Source organism: Amycolatopsis coloradensis (assembly GCF_037997115.1).
GTDB classification, from domain to species: Bacteria; Actinomycetota; Actinomycetes; order Mycobacteriales; family Pseudonocardiaceae; genus Amycolatopsis; species Amycolatopsis coloradensis_A.
The window spans coordinates 6657423-6675869 of sequence record NZ_CP150484.1 but is presented as its reverse complement, the minus strand read 5'-3'; the positions used below and the strand labels follow the sequence as shown (position 1 = coordinate 6675869).

General features: G+C 71.7%; 11 protein-coding genes. 8 read left to right on the top strand and 3 right to left on the bottom strand.

The annotated features are described in order from the left end of the window. Window positions 1-108: 108 nt before the first annotated feature. Window positions 109-1068, top strand: a complete 960-nt coding sequence (locus LCL61_RS30965) for a YafY family protein (protein ID WP_340683046.1) — start codon at window positions 109-111, stop codon at window positions 1066-1068. On the opposite strand, the gene LCL61_RS30960 is transcribed toward LCL61_RS30965, so the two are convergent. Then, the gene (locus LCL61_RS30960; protein WP_340683045.1) at window positions 1027-2400 is read right to left on the bottom strand and encodes an MFS transporter; all 1374 of its coding nucleotides are present in this window, start codon (window positions 2398-2400) and stop codon (window positions 1027-1029) included. The two genes, LCL61_RS30965 and LCL61_RS30960, sit on opposite strands and share 42 nt — an antisense overlap. Before the next feature lie 158 nt (window positions 2401-2558). Continuing rightward, complete coding sequence (locus LCL61_RS30955) at window positions 2559-3173, bottom strand: TetR/AcrR family transcriptional regulator (protein WP_340683044.1); 615 nt, start codon at window positions 3171-3173, stop codon at window positions 2559-2561. A 124-nt stretch (window positions 3174-3297) separates the two neighbouring features. Between LCL61_RS30955 and LCL61_RS30950 the strand changes: the two genes are divergently transcribed. The 7 genes from LCL61_RS30950 to LCL61_RS30920 all read left to right on the top strand — a co-directional run bounded on the left by LCL61_RS30950 (window position 3298) and on the right by LCL61_RS30920 (window position 15381). Next, window positions 3298-4050, top strand: a complete 753-nt coding sequence (locus tag LCL61_RS30950) for an SDR family oxidoreductase (RefSeq protein WP_340683043.1) — start codon at window positions 3298-3300, stop codon at window positions 4048-4050. Next, on the top strand, window positions 4047-4832 hold the full coding sequence (locus tag LCL61_RS30945; RefSeq protein WP_340683042.1) for an SDR family oxidoreductase: 786 nt from the start codon (window positions 4047-4049) through the stop codon (window positions 4830-4832). Before LCL61_RS30950 ends, LCL61_RS30945 begins: the two co-directional genes overlap by 4 nt. Before the next feature lie 410 nt (window positions 4833-5242). Then, on the top strand, window positions 5243-5578 hold the full coding sequence (locus tag LCL61_RS30940; RefSeq protein ID WP_340683041.1) for a hypothetical protein: 336 nt from the start codon (window positions 5243-5245) through the stop codon (window positions 5576-5578). Window positions 5579-6078: 500 nt separating this feature from the next. Beyond that, the gene (locus tag LCL61_RS30935; protein ID WP_340683040.1) at window positions 6079-6744 is read left to right on the top strand and encodes a helix-turn-helix transcriptional regulator; all 666 of its coding nucleotides are present in this window, start codon (window positions 6079-6081) and stop codon (window positions 6742-6744) included. 472 nt (window positions 6745-7216) lie between these two features. After that, window positions 7217-9913 (top strand): AAA family ATPase, encoded by a 2697-nt coding sequence (locus tag LCL61_RS30930; protein WP_340683039.1) that lies wholly within the window; start codon window positions 7217-7219, stop codon window positions 9911-9913. Then, the gene (locus LCL61_RS30925) at window positions 9910-12648 is read left to right on the top strand and encodes an AAA family ATPase (protein ID WP_340683038.1); all 2739 of its coding nucleotides are present in this window, start codon (window positions 9910-9912) and stop codon (window positions 12646-12648) included. The genes LCL61_RS30930 and LCL61_RS30925 overlap by 4 nt, the downstream gene beginning before the upstream one ends. Window positions 12649-12657: 9 nt before the next feature. Beyond that, window positions 12658-15381, top strand: coding sequence for an AAA family ATPase (locus tag LCL61_RS30920; protein WP_340683037.1), 2724 nt, complete (start codon window positions 12658-12660; stop codon window positions 15379-15381). Between the two features lie 7 nt (window positions 15382-15388). Here LCL61_RS30920 and LCL61_RS30915 read toward each other — a convergent pair whose 3' ends face one another. Further along, window positions 15389-18175, bottom strand: a complete 2787-nt coding sequence (locus tag LCL61_RS30915) for a LuxR family transcriptional regulator (RefSeq protein WP_340683036.1) — start codon at window positions 18173-18175, stop codon at window positions 15389-15391. Window positions 18176-18447: the final 272 nt, after the last annotated feature.

Below are 18447 nucleotides of genomic sequence, written 5' to 3'. Positions count from 1 at the left end.
CGGCTCGTGAGTGGCTAGGTTCTAACCGTCATTACCACTCACGAGCCCAATGCGGACCGGAACTGTCCTGAATATCTGCGACACTCCTCCCATGAAGCGAGCGAACCGATGACCACGGGCACGTCGGCACGGCTGCTGAGGCTGCTCTCCTTGTTGCAGGCGCGCCGCGACTGGCCGGGCGCCGATCTGGCCGACCGGCTGCAGGTGGACGTCCGAACGGTCCGGCGCGACGTCGAGCGGCTGCGCGAACTGGGCTACCCGGTGCACGCCACTCCCGGCGTCGCGGGCGGCTACCGGCTCGGCGCGGGGGCCGCGTTGCCGCCGCTGCTGCTGGACGACGACGAGGCCGTCGCGGTCGCCGTCGGGCTCCGCACGGCCGCGAACGGGACGGTCTCGGGGATCGAGGAGACCTCGGTGCGCGCGCTCACGAAACTGGAGCAGGTGCTGCCCGCGCGGCTGCGGCATCGGATCACCGCGCTGAACACGGCGATGATCCCGCTCGGCGGCGTCGTCCCGGTCATCGACGCGGCGGCGCTGACGGTCATCGCGTCCGCGTGCCGTGACCATCAGCGGCTGCGGTTCGGCTACCGCAGCCACAACGGTGACGTCAGCGAGCGTTACATCGAGCCGTTGCGCCTGGTGCACACCGGGCGCCGGTGGTACCTGGTCGCGTTCGACCTCGACCGGGACGACTGGCGGACCTTCCGTGTCGACCGCATCGACGGCGTCCCGGACACGAGTTTCCGGTTCACGCCGAGGGAACCGCCCGCCGAGGACCTCGCGGCGTACGTCTCCCGCGGGATCACGTCTTCGCCGTATCCGCACCAGATGGTGCTGCGGGTGAACGCCTCGGCGGACGCGCTCGCCGAATACGTGTCCCCGACCACCGGGACGATCGAGGCCATCGACGAGCGCACCTGCCGGGTCCGGGTCGGTTCCAACGACCTTTCCGTGATGCCCTACTACCTCGCCCATTGGGACGTCGACTTCGTTGTGGAGGAGGCGCCGGACGAGGTCAAGGAGCGGCTACGGCTGGTCGCCGACCGCTTCGCGCGCGCGGTCGTCTGAGTCCGAAGTGGACCGTGCGCGTTTGGCGAGCAGACCGATCGAGCCGAGCGAGATCAGGGCCAGCACGATGATGTAGAGCGAGACCGACATCGAGGTCCCGGTGGATTCCAGCAGCAGCACCATGATGAACGGCGCCAGCCCGCCGCCGACGACCGCGCTGATCTGGTAGCCGAGCGAGGCGCCGGTGTAGCGCATCTCGGCCGTGAACAGCTCGGCGAACAGCGCCGCCTGCGGGCCGTACATGATGCCGAGGAACAGCGACCCGACGAACGAGGCGACGACGAACAGCGGCAGCGAGGCCGTGTCGATCAACAGGAACATCGGGATCGCCCAGAGCGCGACCCCCACCGCGCCGAAGGTGTAGATCTTGAGCCTGCCGATCCGGTCGGACAGTTTCGCCGCCAGCGGGATGATCGCCAGCTGCAGCGTGCTGATCAGCAGGGTCGCGACGAGCACGGTGGTCCGCGACATCCCCAGGTGACGGGTGGCGTAGTCGAGGACACCGTTCAGCAGGATGTAGAAGGTGGCGGTGTTGACCATGAACGAGCCGCCCGCCAGCAGCACCGTGCCCTTGTGGTCGCGCAGGATGTCGCGCAGCGGCGACTTGGCGCGGCCGCGTTCCTCGGCGGCGAGTTTCGCTTCCGCACGACGGTATTCGGGGGTTTCGTCGATCTTGACGTGCATGTACCAGGCCAGCCCGAGCACGAGGACACCCACCAGGAACGGGATCCGCCACGCCCAGACGAGGAAATCCGACGGCGGCGCGACCTGGGCGGCGACCAGGAACACCGTGTTCGCCAGCACCACCCCGATCGGGACGCCGAGCTGCACGAGGCTGCCGTAGAGACCGCGTTTGCCGGGCGGCGCGTACTCGGTGGCGAGCAGCATCGCGCCACCCCACTGGGCGCCGACGGCGACCCCCTGCACGAGCCGGAGCAGGACCAGGAGGATCGGTGCGGCGATGCCGATCGTGTCGTAGGTCGGCAGCAGGCCGATCAGCGTGGTCGCCGCGCCCATCAGCGCGATCGCCAGTACCAGCACGGGTTTCCGGCCGCGTTTGTCGCCGAGGCTGCCCGCGATGATCCCGCCGAGCGGCCGGGCGAGGAAGCCGACCGCGAAGGTCGCGAACGAGGCGAGGACGCCGGCCGCCGCGTTGCTGGTGGGGAAGAAGGTCTTCCCGAAGACCAGGGCGGCCGCGATCCCGAAGACGAAGTAGTCGTACCACTCGACCGAGGAGGCGAGTGCCGCCGCGGTCGCGGCCCTCCTGCGCTGGGACACGGTGATCGTCGGTTCGGCGGCGGTTTCAGGGGCGTTCGGTGCGGTGTCGGCCATCTGGATGCCCTTCGCTCGGCGCTGCTGCGGCGATGCAGTCCGGGCAAGTTAACAACCGCTTAGTATGTGGTCAACGTCTCAACGGGTAATTCTAGATACCGACCAGTTGGTATGTCACTCTGGTGGCGGTATCGCCGGGAAGGGTCGATCAGTACTGGTCAGGAGAGTTTCGTGCCGAGCATGCGCAGCACCAGCTCGCTGTACTCCTGGCCCAGCTTCTTGGGGGTCTGGCGCGTTCGCTCGCTGTACCAGCGGGAGACGTCGACGCCGAGCGAGAGCACGGCGCGGGCGGCGGTGTGCGGGTCGCCGACGGTGAACACGCCCGCCGCGGCGCCTTCGGTGATGACCTCGCGCACGACCTGCTCGATGCGGCGGCGCAGTTTCGCGACGATCTCGAACTCCTCGTCGGGCAGCGCGTGCAGTTCGTACTGCACGACGCGGGCCACGGTATGCCTCCGCGCGTGCCATGCCACGAAGTCCTCGACCAGCAGCCGGATCCGCACGACCGGGTCGGTCTCCCGAGCCACGACACTCTCGACCAGGGAGAGCGTTTGCTCGTGGCCGTACTTCGAGATCGCGAACAGCAGGGCGGCCTTGGACGGGAAGTGCACGTACAGCGCCGCGGGGCTCATCCCCGCCGCCGAGGCGATGTCCCGGGTGGTGGTCGCGTGATAGCCGCGGCGCGCGAAGGATTCGACCCCCGCCAGCATCAGCCGCCGTGCCGTCTCCGGCTGGACGTCGGGCCACAACTCGGCCGACAGCGACATGGTCATCCGCAGATCCTCCCAGACGCTCGTTCCGGATGGCGGGCTTGACACCGTCTCCGGACCTTCCCATTGTAAGTGAGCGCTCGCTTAGTGATTGCGTCGCGCCAGTGAACACAGAGGAGATCGAAGAGTGAACTCGTTCAAGGATCGCGTCGCGATCGTCACCGGCGCCAGCCGGGGGATCGGCCTCGGAATCGCCAAGGAACTGGTCGAGCGTGGCGCGAAGGTGTGCATCACCGCGCGCAAGCCGGAGCCGCTGGCCGAAGCGGTGGCCGAACTGGGCGGCGAGGCGGTCGCCATCGCCGTTCCGGGGAAAGCCGACGACGAGGCGCACCAGGACGAGGCCGTCGCCAAGACCATCGAAACCTTCGGCAGGCTCGACATGCTGGTCAACAACACCGGTATCAACCCGGTGTTCGGGCCGACCCTGGACATCGACCCCGGGGCAGCCGCGAAGATCTTCGCCGTCAACGTGCTCGCGCCGCTTTCGTGGACCCGCCGGGCACGGGACGCGTGGATGGGGGAGCACGGCGGCGCGGTGGTGAACGTCGCGTCCATCGCCGGGCTCGGCGCTTCACCAGGGATCGGCATGTACGGCGTCAGCAAGGCCGCGCTGATCCGGCTCACCAAGGAGCTCGGCTTCGAACTGGGCCCGAAGATCCGCGTGAACGCCGTCGCGCCGGCCGTGGTCAAGACCAAGTTCGCGACCGCGCTGTACGAAGGCCGCGAAGAAGAGGTCTCCGAGTCGTACCCGATGAAGCGCCTCGGAGTTCCGGCGGACATCGCGAGCGCCGTGTCGTTCCTGCTGTCGGAAGAGGCGGGCTGGATCACCGGGCAGACGGTGGTCCTCGATGGCGGCGTCACGCTGGCGGGTGGCCTGTGACCGCGTCGTTCACCGGTTCCGGGGTCGTCGTCACCGGCGGGGGCGGCGGCATCGGGGCCGTCCTCGCCCGCCGGTTCGCCGCCGAGGGCGCCCGGGTCGTCGTCGGTGATCTGAACGGGGAGGCCGCGGCCGAGGTCGCGAAGGAGATCGGCGGGACCGCCGTCGCCGGTGACGCCGCGAGCGAAGCGGGTGTCGCGTCCCTGATCGAAGCGGCGCGCGAAACCCTCGGCGAGATCGACGTCTTCTGCGCCAACGCCGGGATCGCGCCGATGGGCGGCGTGGACGCGCCCGAGGAGGACTGGGCGCGGATCTGGGACGTCAACGTCATGGCACACGTGCGCGCGGCGCGGCTGCTCCTGCCGCCGTGGCTCGAACGCGGCCGCGGCCACTTCATCTCGACGGTGTCGGCGGCGGGATTGCTGACCAGTCTCGGTTCGGCGTCCTACTCGGTGACCAAACACGGCGCGCTCGCCTTCGCCGAATGGCTGTCGGCGACCTATCGGCACCGCGGGCTCACCGTGCAGGCCATTTGCCCGCAGGGCGTGCGGACGGCGATGCTGGAGAACACCGGCCCGGCGGGCGAACTGCTGATGGGCGCGTCGGCGATCCATCCTGAGCAGGTAGCGGACGCGCTGTTCGAAGCCATCGCCGCCGACCGGTTCCTGGTGCTGCCGCACCCCGAGGTCGCGGACTACTACGCCGCGCGGGCCACGCAGACCGACCGCTGGCTCGGCGGGATGAACAAGCTGCAGCGCAAGGTGGAGCAGGTCACCGGCGAATGACCTCTCCCGGCTGCGGAAGCTGCGCAGGTCCGGGTGGTCGTGAGTGGCGATTCGGGTTCTTTGAGGGGAAGGTCGGATGTGGCGTGCTGCGTGCTGGAGGCCCGGCCTGCCGGGCTGATCGTGACCCCGCTGTCTCAAGGGACACAAAGACACCCCTCTGACCGTCTTTGCCACTCACGACCCCGGCAAGTCAGTCCGGAACCCTGTCGTCCAGGGCGGCGATCTCATCACGAAGTCGGCGAAGACGGCCCGCGTGACAGGGAGTCGATCACGCCACGTTTGCCCTTCCCTTCAAGAGAACCCGAATCGCCACTCACGACCACGGTGACTCGCCCGGCACAAGGCGGTTGATCTTCGTCGGCGGATCGGCCACTGTGGGCAGGGGTCTTGCTCGCGGTAAGGAATACTCGATGAACAAACGCTTCGTGCTCCGTGGTGCCGTTCTCGCCGCCACCCTCGCCGGGTCGGTGCTGACCGCGGGATCGGCGATGGCGAGCACCGCGGAACCGTGCGCGGCCGGGGCGCCGGGTGGCGTCGCGGCGGCTTCCTGCACGCCGTATCGCAAGGTGAGTGAGGGCTGGAGCAGCAAAACCGCCTGCAACCGCGCCGGCAACGAGGGCGCGCAGGCGGGCCGCTGGACCGGCTGGAACTGCAACCAGGCGCTGCGTGGCTGGGAACTTTGGGTGCGCACCTGCACCGCGCTGGCCGCCGAGAAGGACGCGGTGACCACGCGCGAAACCGTCTGATTCTCCAGCGGAGCCGCCCCGGGTGTCACCACGCCCGTGGCGGCTCTGTGTCTACAATGGATAGACGGTTCCGGTCGGCCGATCGTTTTCTTCGCTGAAGGCCATTCGGTCGATCGACAGGCGGCCACGGCCGTGTACCGATCATCGGGCCACCCGCTTCGCGAATCGCGATCCGGGCCCACCTTAAATCAATGTTAAGGATCGGCGGATTCGGTGCTATCGTGACGGAGCGAAAACGCGAGAGTTTCTTCACGTGGAATTCGCTTCGCCTCCCCCTCGGTGCGAGGTTCGGTCACCGAACCGGCCGCTGAGCTGAGGATCCTCCAGCTGAGGCCCCGATACCGAACCTTCGGTGCGGCCCGTCCGCACGGTGGGTTCGGTGGCCACGAACTGCTCCGGAATTCGTTGACCCCGTGGATCGCCGCTTCGTAGTGTTTGCCGAGTCTTGGGCAGGGACGGCTTTGGTGGACACATTTGGCTCAGGCAGAAGGGGGCTTTCCATGGCCGGCATCCGAACGATTTCCCCGATCGGCACGCGCGCTTTCGACGCGGGTCGTACCGTACGACCCGGAACCATCAGCGAATTCGTGGAAGTCGCCGACATGCCGCTCGCGGCGCTCAGTGCCGGCTTGCGACTCGGCAGCGGCAACGCCGCGTTCTTCCGCCTGCTCGGCCGCCGTCCCGCCGACGTGCTCGGCGAATCGTTCCCCGAGCTGGTCACCACTGGTCCGGACCATTTACGCGACCGGCTGAACCGGGTTGCCGAAGGCTGGGAACAGCGGTTCCGCGGCAGTGTCACCGGGCTCGGTTCCGGCGGCTCCGACAGGCTGACCATCATGGCGGGCCGGATGCGGGCGCCGGGTACGGCGATCCTGCTGACCATGCTCCCGGAGGCGGCGCCCGCCGTCGCCCGCGCCGAACACCTCGGCTCGGTCACCGACATCGAGGCGAAGATCCTTCAGGGGATCGCCAGCGGCCTGTCCAGTCTGGAGATGGCCGACAAGTTCTACCTGAGCCGGCAGGGCATCGACTATCACGTCGCCCGCCTCCAGCGGAAGTTCAAGGCGCGCAACCGGGTCGAACTGGTTTCGCGCGCCTTCGCCACCGGCCTGCTGGACTCGACGGCCTGGCCGCCGCGGGTGCCGGAGTCCCGGCGCGCGAGCTGATCGCCGGGATCTGGCGCGCGGGTGGCCATCGCGTGACGTGCTCGTGCGATCACGGTGCGGTCCCAGTGAACGGCCACTTCGTTTGCACGTATTTCGGCAGAATTCGTAATGACCCGCGCGGTGATTTCGCTCGTTTGAGCGGATGACAGCCTGTCGAGCGAGTCAGCTGGCAGCCGGGCGGTCACTTTGATGGTGTCGCTGGTTCATGCCTTGTTTCCCTCTGTCGTGACTTCTGTCGGTCTTGATCGCCCCGGGTCCGCGCGCCGACCCGCGCCGCTTCGCGCTCGAAATCCCGCCGTTGATGGGTGTCATGCTCATTTGAGCGCCCGCCGTCCCCGTAGTGAGGGATAACCCTTATCGAGGTTGCACGCTCTATTCGGTAAGACGATCACACGATGAGATGGAAGCACGTAAGCGATTGTTCGCTCTGTGTGACGGCAACGGCCCCGATGGGACGATAGGGAGGCGGGAGATGAGGGACGCCAACAGACCCGGACGCGCGCTGGCCGGACGTGACGACGAGCTCCGTTGGCTCGCCGCTCGGCTGAGTCCCGGTGCGCCCGGTGAAGGCTCCGTCATCGTCGTGCGGGGGCAAGCGGGTATCGGCAAGTCCAGCCTGCTGGACACCGCGCTGGCGGCTCTCACGGACACCGTCGTCTGCCGGGGCACCGGTGTTCCGGGTGACGGGGCCGCGGTCGCGGGGGAACTACTCGCGGAGCTGCGCCGCGCGGGCGCCCGCGTCCCGGACCCGGACGACTTCGCCGCCTGGTACGAGGCTTTCGCCGAATGGGCGGCCGGACGGCCCGCGATCGTGTTCGCCGTCGACGACGTGCACTGGTGTGACGAAGCGGTCGTGCGGTGGCTGAGCCTGATCGCCCGGCATTCCACCAGGCTGCCGGTGCGGATGATCCTGGTCCGGTCGGCCGCCGACGGGCCGGACGGCGCGGCGGAACGCCTGGCGGATCTCGAATCCTGGTACGGCACCGAAGCGCTCGACCTCGGCCCGCTGCCCGCCGAGGCGGTCGCCTCGCTCGCGCGCGAGGCCGTCGGGTCGGACCCGGGTGAGCCGTTCGTACGGCACTGCGTCGAGCAGTCCGGCGGGAATCCGTTGCTCCTGCGGGAGATGCTCGACGAACTGGGCAAGGTGGCGTCCGGGATCGCTCCCGTGGCCGGGGCCGCGGCGGGGGCGGCGCTGATCCGCTCCCTGTTCGCCGGCGTCCCCGACTACGCCAAGGCGGTCGCCACCGCCATCGCGGTGCTCGGCGGGCAGGACCTGTCACTGGTCGCCCGTCTGGCCAAAGTGCCCGCCCGCACCGCCGGCACCGCCGTCGAGCTGCTCCGGGGCAGGCACATCCTCGCCGCGGAAGGGCTTTCCTTCCGGCACGATCCGGTGCGGGAAGGACTGCTCGACGCTCTCGAACCCGCCGAACTGGGCCGGTGGCGGCGGACCGCGGCGATCCTGCTGAGCGACGCGGCCGGATCACCGGAGGAGGTGGCGGAACACCTGCTCGAACTCGCCGAGCTCGACACCTGGATGGTCGACCTGCTGCGTGACGCCGCGACCTGCGCCTGCGACCGGGGCGCGCCCTGGGACGCGCTGCGCTATCTCCGGCCCGCCGCGGCCGCCCGGCCTTCCGACGCCGGGCTGGCCGTTCAACTCGCCGAGACGGTCGCGCTGCTGGAACCGGACAGCGGATTCGACCTCCTGCGCCGCGCGCTCGAACTGCAACAGGATCCGGTGGACCAGGCCAGGGCCGCGGTGAAACTGGGCCGCGCGGCGCTCGTCGCCCGCCGCTGCGGGACCGCCGTCACCGTGCTGGACCGGGTGCTGACCGTGCTCGGCGGCGAGATGGACCAGCAGCTGCGCGGGCAGCTCGAAGGACTGTTGTGCCTGGTGGGCATCGAAGACCGCGACAGCCTGGCGAAACTCGACACCCGGATCCAGCCGCGGTCGAACAACGCGGTCGTCGACGCCAGGCATCTGGCCGTCTGTGCCGTCGTCGCCGCACTCGACGGCACCCGGCCGCGTGAAGCAGCCGAATGGGCGATGCGCGCGATCCGCGGGTACACCCCGACCACCGACGATTCGGCCGTCAGCTCCGCCGTGCTGGCCCTGCTGCTCGCGGACGAGATCGACGTCGCGAGGGACGAACTGACCAGGGCCATCGAACTCGTGCCGGCCCAGCGCAGCGAATATCTCGCCTTCCGCGGCCTGCTCGGGCACTGGTGCGGTGACCTCGCCACCGCGTCGGCCGACGCCGGACAGGCCTACGCGCTCAGCCGTCGCGCCGAAGGCCGGACCGGCGGTGTCGTCCCGCGGATCGCGTACGCGACCGTCGCGGCGCAGCAGGGCGAGACCGCGAAGGCGATGAAGTTGTTGCGGGAAGCGGATTCTCCGCAATTGTGGGAGCACACGGTGATGCGCCCGTGGTTCCAGCTCGTCGACGCGCGGGTGCATTGGGCGGCGGGAGACCGCGAGGCCGCGCTGAAGCTCTTCAACCGCTGCGGGGAGAGCCTCGCGGACGTCGGCATCGCCAACCCCCTGCTGGCGCCGTGGTGGTTCGAGGCCGCCTGCATGCTGGCCGACGAGGGACGTTTCGAGGCCGCCGCGGACCTCGCGGCCGAAGGAACCGGACCGGCACTGCGGTGGGGCACCCCGAGGGCGGTCGGGATGGCCCGGCTCGCGACCGCGGTCGCCACCCGCGGCCCCGACCGGATCGCGTTGATCGAAGAGGCGGCGGGCATCCTGGCCGGTTCACCCGCCCGGCTGGAGGAGGCGCTGGCGGAGTACCACCTCGGCCGTGCGCTCGTCGAAGCGGGGGACACCGTCGCCGCGCGCACCCGGTTGCGGCGCTGCGCCGAGCTGAGCCTGCGGACAGGGGACCGGTTCCTGCTCCGCCGCGCCCAGCGGACCGCCGCCGACGCGGGGATCCCGGGCGAGATGTCCCCGTTCGCCTCACTGAGTCCCGCGGAACGGCATATCGCCCGGCTCGCCGGACGCGGGATCAGCAACCGGGTCATCGCGGAACGGCTCTTCGTCACCGTCCGGACCATCGAGACACATCTGACGAGCGTGTACCGGAAGCTGCGGATCAGCGGGCGGACCGAACTGGCCGTGGTGCTGGAGGAGACCGAAGAGCGTCCGGCCGTCCTCGAAGGTGCCCGGTGAGCGCCGTCCGGCGGCTCGAAGCCGACGGTGCGGACGAACTCGTCGAACGCGAGACCGAACTGCGTCTGCTCACTCGCCTGATCGGGGATCTCGAGCACGGCCACGGCGGCTCCGCGGCCGTGCTCGGCCCGGCGGGCAGCGGGCGCACGGCGCTGCTGGACCAGGTCGCGTCCCTGGCCGCCGAGCGGGGACTGCAGGTGTTCACCGCGTGCGGCTCGGCCACCGAGGCGCAGCTGCCGTACGGGCTCCTTTCCCAGTTGCTGGCACCGATCCCGGAACTCGCGGACGTCCCGTGGCTGCATGCCGCGCTCTCGGACGGCACCGACGTGCAGGTCCTGCACGAACTGCTCTGCCAGCGGCTGCTGGAGTCGGCCCGGCGCTGCCCGGTCCTGCTGGTCGTCGACGATCTCATCCTGGCCGACGAGCAGTCCGAAGCCTGGCTGGCCGCCTTGCAGCGACGCCGGGGCAACGCCCCCGTGCTGCTCATCGCCGCGCACTCCGGCCCGCAGGACGCCGACGAAGCGGATCCCTTGTCGCTCGGCGGTCTTCCGTGGGAGAACCGGCATGTCGTCCGGTTACGGCCCTTGAGTGAGGCGGCGGTCCGGCGGCTGGTGCACGCGGTCCCCGCGCCGCGGCCGCCGGTGGCCGAGGTCTACGCGGCCACGCGGGGGAATCCCGCCCTGCTCGCGGAGGTGCTCGCCCGGTCGTCCGCCGGTCCGGAGATCACCGCCGTCACCGCGGACGTGCGCCGCGACACCGTGCTCGACCTGCTCGCCCGGCTGCCGTCCGATCTCGCCGCGCTGGTCCGGACGATCGCCGCGATCGGCACCCTCGACGAGGCATACCTGCGGCCGCTCGCCGGGCCGCTCGGGATGCCGCTGGGCCGGGCGCTGCGGGTGCTGGCGGACTCCGGCCTGATCGGGACCGATCCCGCCGAGCCGATGAACCCGCAGGTGGCCACCTGGGTGCTCGCCGAGACCGAAGCGGACGAGCGGGCGGGGACGCGCCGCCGGGCCGCCGAACTCGGGCATCGCCGGGCCGCCCCGGAGGAGGTCGTCGCCGGGCTGCTGCTCGGCTCGCAACCGGTCGGCGAGGCCTGGGCCTTGGAGACGCTGCACGCCGCGGCGTTGCGCCGCCGCGAAGCCGGGGATCACGCCGAAGCGGCGCGCTACTACCGGAGAGCGCTGGCCGAACCGGCGCCGCCGGGGATGTCGGCGCGGCTGCGGCTGGAACTCGAGACCGTCGAGGCGTCGTCGTGCCCGTTCACCGGAGGGCTGCGGCTGGCGAGGGCGACCAGGGTTTCCGGTGACGACACCGTCCGAACGCGACTGTCCGCTGTGGACCTGATGATGCAGCGAGGCGCCAGGGAAGACGCCTTGCGCGAGCTGGCCCTCCTGAGCGAGGCCGCGGTCGTCGATCGGGACCGCGCGGATCTGGCGGCGTTGTACTGGCTGGCCGACGGGAGCGGCGCGGGCGCCGTCCATCTCGGCATCCCCGCACTGCCGGATCTCGACCCGGCGGCACTGACCCCCGCGCAGGCGGCCGCCGCGTCCTGGCTGGCCACGATCGCCTGCCGCGACGGCAAAGCCGCCCGGCGGCTGGCCCGGCGCGCGGCGGATCCGTCCCGCGAACCCATCACCCTCTACTCGCCGCGGCTGGCGCTGGCCATCACCTTCACCCAGACCGACGACGTCCTGGAAGCGCTTTCGGTGTACGAGGAGATGATCGCGGACGCGAGCGCGGCCGGGGCGGGCGTGCCGGTGGCCCTCGGGCTCACCGGCAAGGCCTGGATCCATCTGCAGCGCGGTCGCGTGCAGGCCGCCGAGGACGCGCTCGCCGAAGCCGCCGCCGCCGGCCCACCGGACGGCTGGCCATCGACGGTCGCCACGTCGCTGAGCACGATCCAGATCGCGGCGGCCCTCACCCGCGGGGATCTCGAAGCCGCCCAGCGCGCCGTCGACGCCGCGGGCGACGGCGGGCCGCTGTACTCCGCGCCCTATCTGCTTTTCACGCGCGGGCTCCTGGAACTGGACCTGAAACGCCACCGCCGGGCGCTGGGCCTGTTCCAGGAATGCGGCAGGCGGATGAACGCGGCGGGCTGGCTGAACCCGGGCCTGGTGCCGTGGCGTTCGCATGTCGCCATCGCGGCGCAGGCGCTCGGCGACGAGCACACCGCGGCCGCGATGATCAGCGAGGAATGGCGGCTGGCGCAGAACTGGGGCACGCGCACCGCGATCGGGCGGACCCATCTGGGGGCGGGTGTCGCGGTCCGCTCCGAGGACGCGGTGTTCCGGCTGACCCAGGCGGTCAACGCGCTCCAGCAGTCGCCGGCCAGGGTGCTCTACGTCGAGGCGGTCCTGCTGCTCGCGGCCGCCCAGCTCAACCGCGGCCAGACCAGCGGCGTGCCGCGGCTGCTGCGCGAAGCCGAACGGCTGGCCACCGCGTATCAGCTCGCGTGGGCCACGTCCCGGATCGCGGACCTCGGGAAACGGCTGTCCGACCGGCCGCGGCGGTCCTACCGCACGGCGTCCCGGCGCTGGCGGGCGCTCTCGCCCGGTGCGACCGACCTCGTCCGCCGCGTGCTCGCGAATGCCTCCAACGCCGAACTGGCTGAAGAACTGGGCGTGAGCAAACGCGCCGTCGAGCTGCGGCTCACCGCGATCTACCGGCAGCTCGAGGTGACCGGGCGGGCCGAGTTGCGCGAGCTGTTCGACGCGCTGGACAAGGAGCTCTGAGCCGCCGTCATGATGATCGAGCGAGCGGATCAGCTGGCCGCGATCGCCGGGGCGGTCGCCGAGGCCCGTGCCGGGGCGGGCGAGTTCGTCGTCGTCCGCGGCGGCCTGGGGGCGGGTCGGTCCGCCCTGCTGCACGCGGCGGGGGAGGAGGCCGCCGCGCGGGGAGTGCGCGTGGTCCGGGCGGCGGCGACACCGCTGGAGCGCGGAGTCGCCCACGGCGTCGTCTGGCTGCTGCTGGAACCCTTGCTGGAGGCGGGCCGTCGCGGGGAACTGCTCACCGCGGTCCGGGCCGACAGCGAATTCCCCGACGGCCCGCCCGACGCGCGCCGCGTCCATCTCGTGCTGCACGAACTGCTGGAACTGTTCACCGAAATGGTGCGCGACACCGGCCCGGTGGCCCTGCTCGTGGACGATCTCCAATGGGCGGACGCGGCGTCGGCGCGCTGGCTCGCCTATCTGGCCAAACGGATGAGCAGGCTGCGGGTCCTCGTCGTCGCGACTCTGCTGGAGGGCGACGACTCCGCGGACGACATCGTGGTCAAGGACATCGCCCGCACCGCGGCGCGCACGATCCACGCCACCCCGCTCTCGGCCGCCGGCGTCCGGGCCTACCTGACCGCCCGCTGCGGAGCCGAACCCGACGCCGAGTTCGCGGACGCCTGCCTCGCCCGCACGGGTGGTTCGCCGATGTTGCTGGACGCGCTGGTCAACACGATGCTCGGGCACGGTCTGCGTCCGGTCGTCTCGGCCGCGGCCGAACTCGCCGCGTTGCGCCCTTCGCCCGCGGCGGCCCGGCTGACCCGCTGCCTGCGCGCCCAGCCGGACGACGTCCGCGCGGTGGCCAAGGCGATGGCCGCGCTCGGCGAGGAGACCGAGGCCGGCGTCCTCGCCGAACTCGCGGGACTCGATTCCCCGGACTTCGACGCGGCGCTGCGGGCGCTGCGGAGGCTGGGCATCGTCGAGACCCCCGCCGACGGGCTGCTGCGGTTCGCCGGCGGGATGGCCGGTGATCTCGTCGCCGATCAGCTGAGCGCCGATGAACAGGACCGGTTGCACCTGCGGGCCGCGAACGTCCTGTACCGCAACGGAAGGCCGGTCGAGCAGATCGGCCGCCAGCTGCTCGCGACGGTCGCCGAACCCGAGCCGTGGGCCGCGGACGTCCTGCGGACCGCGGCCAGTGCCGCGCTGGCGAACTCGTCGCCCCGGACGGCCGCCCAGTACCTGCGGCACGCGCTGGCGCATCCGGGCGCCGATCGCGCGGAACTGCTCGTCGATCTCGCCGCCGTCGAACGCGGCTACGACCTGCCCGCCGCCCACCGGCATCTGCATCAGGCATTGGGCCTGATGCGGGATCCGGTCGATCGCGCCTTCGCGCTCGGCCTGCTCCCGGTGGTGGCCGGACTCCGTTTCGCCGCGGATGTCCGCCGCCTCCGGCAGGTGCTCGTGGAACTGCGGGAGGTCCCGGGCCCGGCCGCGGCCGAAGCGGCGTTGCGCATGGAAGCCCGGCTTCGCTACCTCGAACGAGGAGTGCCCGGTGCCGGGGACGCGGCGGCGGACCGGCTGGCCGAACTCGGTCCCGCACCCGCGCAGGAGTCTTCGGCCCAGCGGGAACTGGTCGCGGTCCTGCTGTACCTGATGACCGTCGCGGGTGTCGCGCCCCGGGAGTCCATTGTGGACCTCGCCAGGCAGGTGCTGGCGCGGGAACCCGGTTCACCGGACCAGATGTACACCACGTTCCCGCTCACCGTGCTGGTGCTGGCGGCGGCGGATTCGCTGGAGGGAGTGGACTCCTGGCTCGCGGCGGCGTGCGGCCCCGCCGCCGACCCCGACCTCCCGACGCTGGTCGCCTGGGCGGGGCAGGCGCTGGTGGCCTCCGCCACGGGGCTGCTCGGCGTCGCCCGCGACCGCGCGCAGGCGGTGCTCGCCTCGGCGGGCCCCAGCCGGGTCGGGATCACCATGACGGCGATGCGGGTGCTGGCCGAAATCGCGATGGAGCAACGAGATCCGGCGCTCGCGCGGCTGCTCGTCGACAACCTGGAGGCCGACCACGATCCGTGGCTGCGGTCCTTGGCCTACGGCACCCTGGCGCTGACCGAGGCCAATCACACCGCGGCCGCCGAGTACTTCCTCGACTGCGTGCACCAGCTGGAACGGTTCGGGAACCGGGTGCTGCTGCCGCTGCGCGGCCAGATCGCGCTGCTGCTCGCGGCGACAGACGACCCGAAGCGGGCCGAAGCCGTCGCGCAGGGCGAGGTCGAGCGGGCGTTGTCGTGGGGCGCGCCGTCTTCGGTCGGCCGGGCGTTGCGGATCCGCGCGACGCTGCTCGATCGGGACGAGGACGCCGTCCCGGTGCTGCGCGAAGCCGCGGAAACCCTGTCCCGCTCGGGAGATCGTCTCGAACTCGCCCGCACCCTGGTCCTGCTCGGCGAACGGGCCACCGGGCCCGACGCCCGCGAATGGCTGCGGGAGGGCCGGAGCCTGGCGGCCGGATGCGGCGCGAGCTGGCTGACCGGATCCGGGGAGCCGCCGGATCAGGCGGACGGCCTGCTGACCGCGACCGAGCAGCGCGTCGTGGAACTGGCGGTGTCCGGGCGCCGCAACCGCGACATCGCGGAACTGCTGGAGGTCACGGTGCGCGCGGTGGAGAAGCACCTCACCAGTTCGTACCGCAAGCTGGGCATCACCGGCCGCGCCCAGCTGGCCGCGGCGATGCGGGGCCACCGGGCGGGGTGAATGCCGGTCAGGATCCGGTGGGCGCCGCCGTGTCGAGGCGGCCCTGCAGCCACGCCGCGGCCAGCTCCACACGGGAATGACTGCCGGTGCGCTCGAACAGCGACGTCAGCCGCGCTTCGACGCGTTTCTCGCTGACCTGCAGCGCGGCCGCGATCTGCCGGTTCGTGTGGCCGCTCGCGATCAGGCCGACGATGTGGCGCTCCAAGGGATCCAGCGCCGCCCGGTCGGTCCGGTCCGCCTGCTCCGGCGAGACGGCGATGCGGTGCCGGTCGAGCAGCGCCGAAACGGACGCCAGCTCGGCGACCGCGCCGAGCCGCTCCAGCGTCCGGCGCGCTTCCAGCAGCGACGGCGCGGGAACCGGGCTCACCTCGCCGAACGCCGTGCACGCCTCGGCGATCCGGAACACGTCGCCGGACTGCCGGGCCAGTTTGACCCCCGCGTGCACCGATTCCCTGTCCCCGCGCACGAGACCGCCGCACACCAGGGCCGCCTCCTGGACCGACGCGGTCGGGCATCGGGTCGCGAGGTTCTCCAATTCGGCCAGCAGACGGGTCACGGTCTCGGTGTCACCTTGACGCCGCGCGCCGTACAGGAGCCGCGCGAGAAGCCGTTCCATACCCGCGCGCACGCCGCGTTCGCGGCAGTCGAGGTAATCCCGCCAGCCGCGCTCCACCGCCTCGTCGTGCCGTCCTTCGGTTTGGCGCAGCCGGCAGCGGACCCAGGCGGCACAGGCGTCGACGGACGTCCGGAAAGGCAAGCGGCGCAACCAATCCGCCGCTCGTTCCGGCTGATCGCGCTGGGCGCAGATCTCCGCGGCGAACACACTCGCGAACCGGTGGCGACGGGGTGGATCCCACCACAGGCGGTCGCCTTCGAGTCGCCGCGCCAGCGACAGCGCCGTGTCCCACTCGCCTTCGCGGTAGGCCTGCCGGACGGCGTGCCAGTCGCACGAGAACCCGGTCGAGGGCGGCTGGTACCGGCCGCGCAGCAGGACCTTCAGCACGCTGACCGTGTCGAGGACCTCGGCGGCCTCGGCGACGTCCTCGTGCGGCGGCATCTCCGTCGATACCAGCCATTCTTCGGCAGGCCTGCCACCGTCGCCGGGCAACGAGCCGAGCAGGATCCCGGCGCCGAGGGCGAACAGACGGTCGTCCTCGGCGCCGCAGGCACGCGCGAGCGCCCGGACCGCCTCGGCGGCCACCGGCCGGTCGGCCCGGTTGACCGCGTCCAGCAGGCGGTGGCATTCGTGAGCCGAGCCGAGGGCGCGGGCGACCTCGACGGCCAGCGATCGTACGACGTCGAGTTCGGCGAGCCGCTGATCGTGGGCGAGAGCACCCAGCCAGCACAGCAGCGCGGTGACGGACAGCCGTGCGGACGGCTCGGCGTCGGCGAGTCGCGGTGCGACGACGGTGGCGAGGTCGTCGGCCAGCGTGCCGTACTCACCGGCCGCGAGGCTGTCCGCGAGCAGCGCACGGAGCGTTTCGGGGAAGCGGGCGTCGGCCGGCGCGAGCAGCCGCAGCGCCGCCCTCCGGTAACGGCGGGCCGTTGGCAGGTCGGCGTTCGCCGCAGCTTCCAGCAGCGGGCTCGCGGCCTCGGGATCCGGCGGCGACGGCGGAAGCTCCGCGAGATGCGGGGCGATCTCGGCGGATCGCCGCTCCCGGACGATCCGCCGGTGCAGCACGGTGCGCCAGCGCGCGCCGTGCTCCAGCCGGAGCCTGTCGGCCAGGGCGGGGACGGCGAACTCGATCGCGCTGTCGGTACCGGTACCGGTGCCGCTGCCGGTGCCGGTGCCGGTGCGAAGGATCCCGGCCCGGACCAGATCGTCGAGGGCCTGTCCCACGATGGACGGCGTCATTCCCGCCGCGGAGGCCAGCCAAGGCAGTCTTTCGAGGGTGACGGCGCTTTGTTCGCCCAGCACCGCGATGATGGCGGCCAGCCGCCGGGCGCGCGGCCCGAGCCGTCGCAGGCGGAGCGTCTCGGGATGCCCGCCGGGCAGCACGATCGGCGTTCCCGCGCCGATCAGGCACACGTGCTCGTCGATGACCGCCAGCCTGCCGGTGGCGCGCAGGCCCGCGACCGTCGCGCCGACCGTGCCGGGATTGCCGAACAGCGGTCCGAGCGCGGCGCGCACCGCCGTGACGAGCGCGGGATCGCTCGCGATCCGCCCGGCACGGGTCGTCCAGCCGGGCAGCAGTGCCGTCGTCTCCGCGGCGGTCAGCGGCCGGAGACCGATCGTGCAGTCGGCCACGGCGAACACCTTGCCGACCGGACCGTCCCGCCTGCCCCGGCCGGTCACGGTCGCGACGGTGACCGCCCCGGTGGCGCGGGCGCCCTCGGCGACCAGGGTGAGCACGGTGGCGAGCTCCGGCGGCAGCAGGTCGAAGTCGTCGAACAGCAGCACGATGCGGCCGCGCGGGGCGAGCGTGGCGAGGACGGTGACCAGATCGTGGGCCGTCGTCTGCGGTCCGGCGCCGGAACCCGATTCGAGCCGGGTTCGCAGCCAGGCGACCGCGCTGAGCATGCTGACCAGCTCGGGGCGGTCGAGGACGGTGATCAGCTCGGCCAGCTGGGTCGTCAGCCGGAGGAGGACGGTCCTGGGCTCAAGGCCGGCGGGCACGGCCAGCACGGCGGCACCGGAGCGGCGGCCGCGCTGGGCGAGACCGGAGAGAACGGTGCTGCGGCCACTGCCCGAAGGCCCGTGCACCACCCAGATCGCGCCGGGCCCGGTGAGCACCCGGTCCAACGCGGCCTGCGCGTCCTCCGGTCCGGCGCTCGTGACGGCCGTCGCTCCCATTTCCCTCCTCGGCCGTCGCGGGACCACGGCGCGGCCGGGCGACGGTCGCTCCGAGCATGGCGCAAGGAGGACCGTTCGGTCGGGAGGTCAAGCGGCCGGGGCACCTTCGGCCAGCATAGTTGCCCCGGCGGACCACGGTCGGCCGCTCTTCGGGACGGTCCGTGGCAGTGCGGAAGGGAACGTCACTTCGTCATGAGGGGGCTGGGTGTACTGCGGAGGTCGCAGCCAGGTCCGTGAAGGCCTCCTTCCCTACCTTGAGAGTAGGGAAGAGA

What these genes read in the sequence shown, in the direction of transcription:
- LCL61_RS30935 (WP_340683040.1), top strand. Translation starts at nt 6,079, where the DNA reads ATGGCCGGCATCCGAACGATTTCCCCGATCGGCACGCGCGCTTTCGAC.
- LCL61_RS30915 (WP_340683036.1), bottom strand. Translation starts at nt 18,175, where the DNA reads ATGGGAGCGACGGCCGTCACGAGCGCCGGACCGGAGGACGCGCAGGCC.
- LCL61_RS30955 (WP_340683044.1), bottom strand. Translation starts at nt 3,173, where the DNA reads ATGACCATGTCGCTGTCGGCCGAGTTGTGGCCCGACGTCCAGCCGGAG.
- LCL61_RS30960 (WP_340683045.1), bottom strand. Translation starts at nt 2,400, where the DNA reads ATGGCCGACACCGCACCGAACGCCCCTGAAACCGCCGCCGAACCGACG.
- LCL61_RS30940 (WP_340683041.1), top strand. Translation starts at nt 5,243, where the DNA reads ATGAACAAACGCTTCGTGCTCCGTGGTGCCGTTCTCGCCGCCACCCTC.
- LCL61_RS30965 (WP_340683046.1), top strand. Translation starts at nt 109, where the DNA reads ATGACCACGGGCACGTCGGCACGGCTGCTGAGGCTGCTCTCCTTGTTG.
- LCL61_RS30930 (WP_340683039.1), top strand. Translation starts at nt 7,217, where the DNA reads ATGAGGGACGCCAACAGACCCGGACGCGCGCTGGCCGGACGTGACGAC.
- LCL61_RS30920 (WP_340683037.1), top strand. Translation starts at nt 12,658, where the DNA reads ATGATGATCGAGCGAGCGGATCAGCTGGCCGCGATCGCCGGGGCGGTC.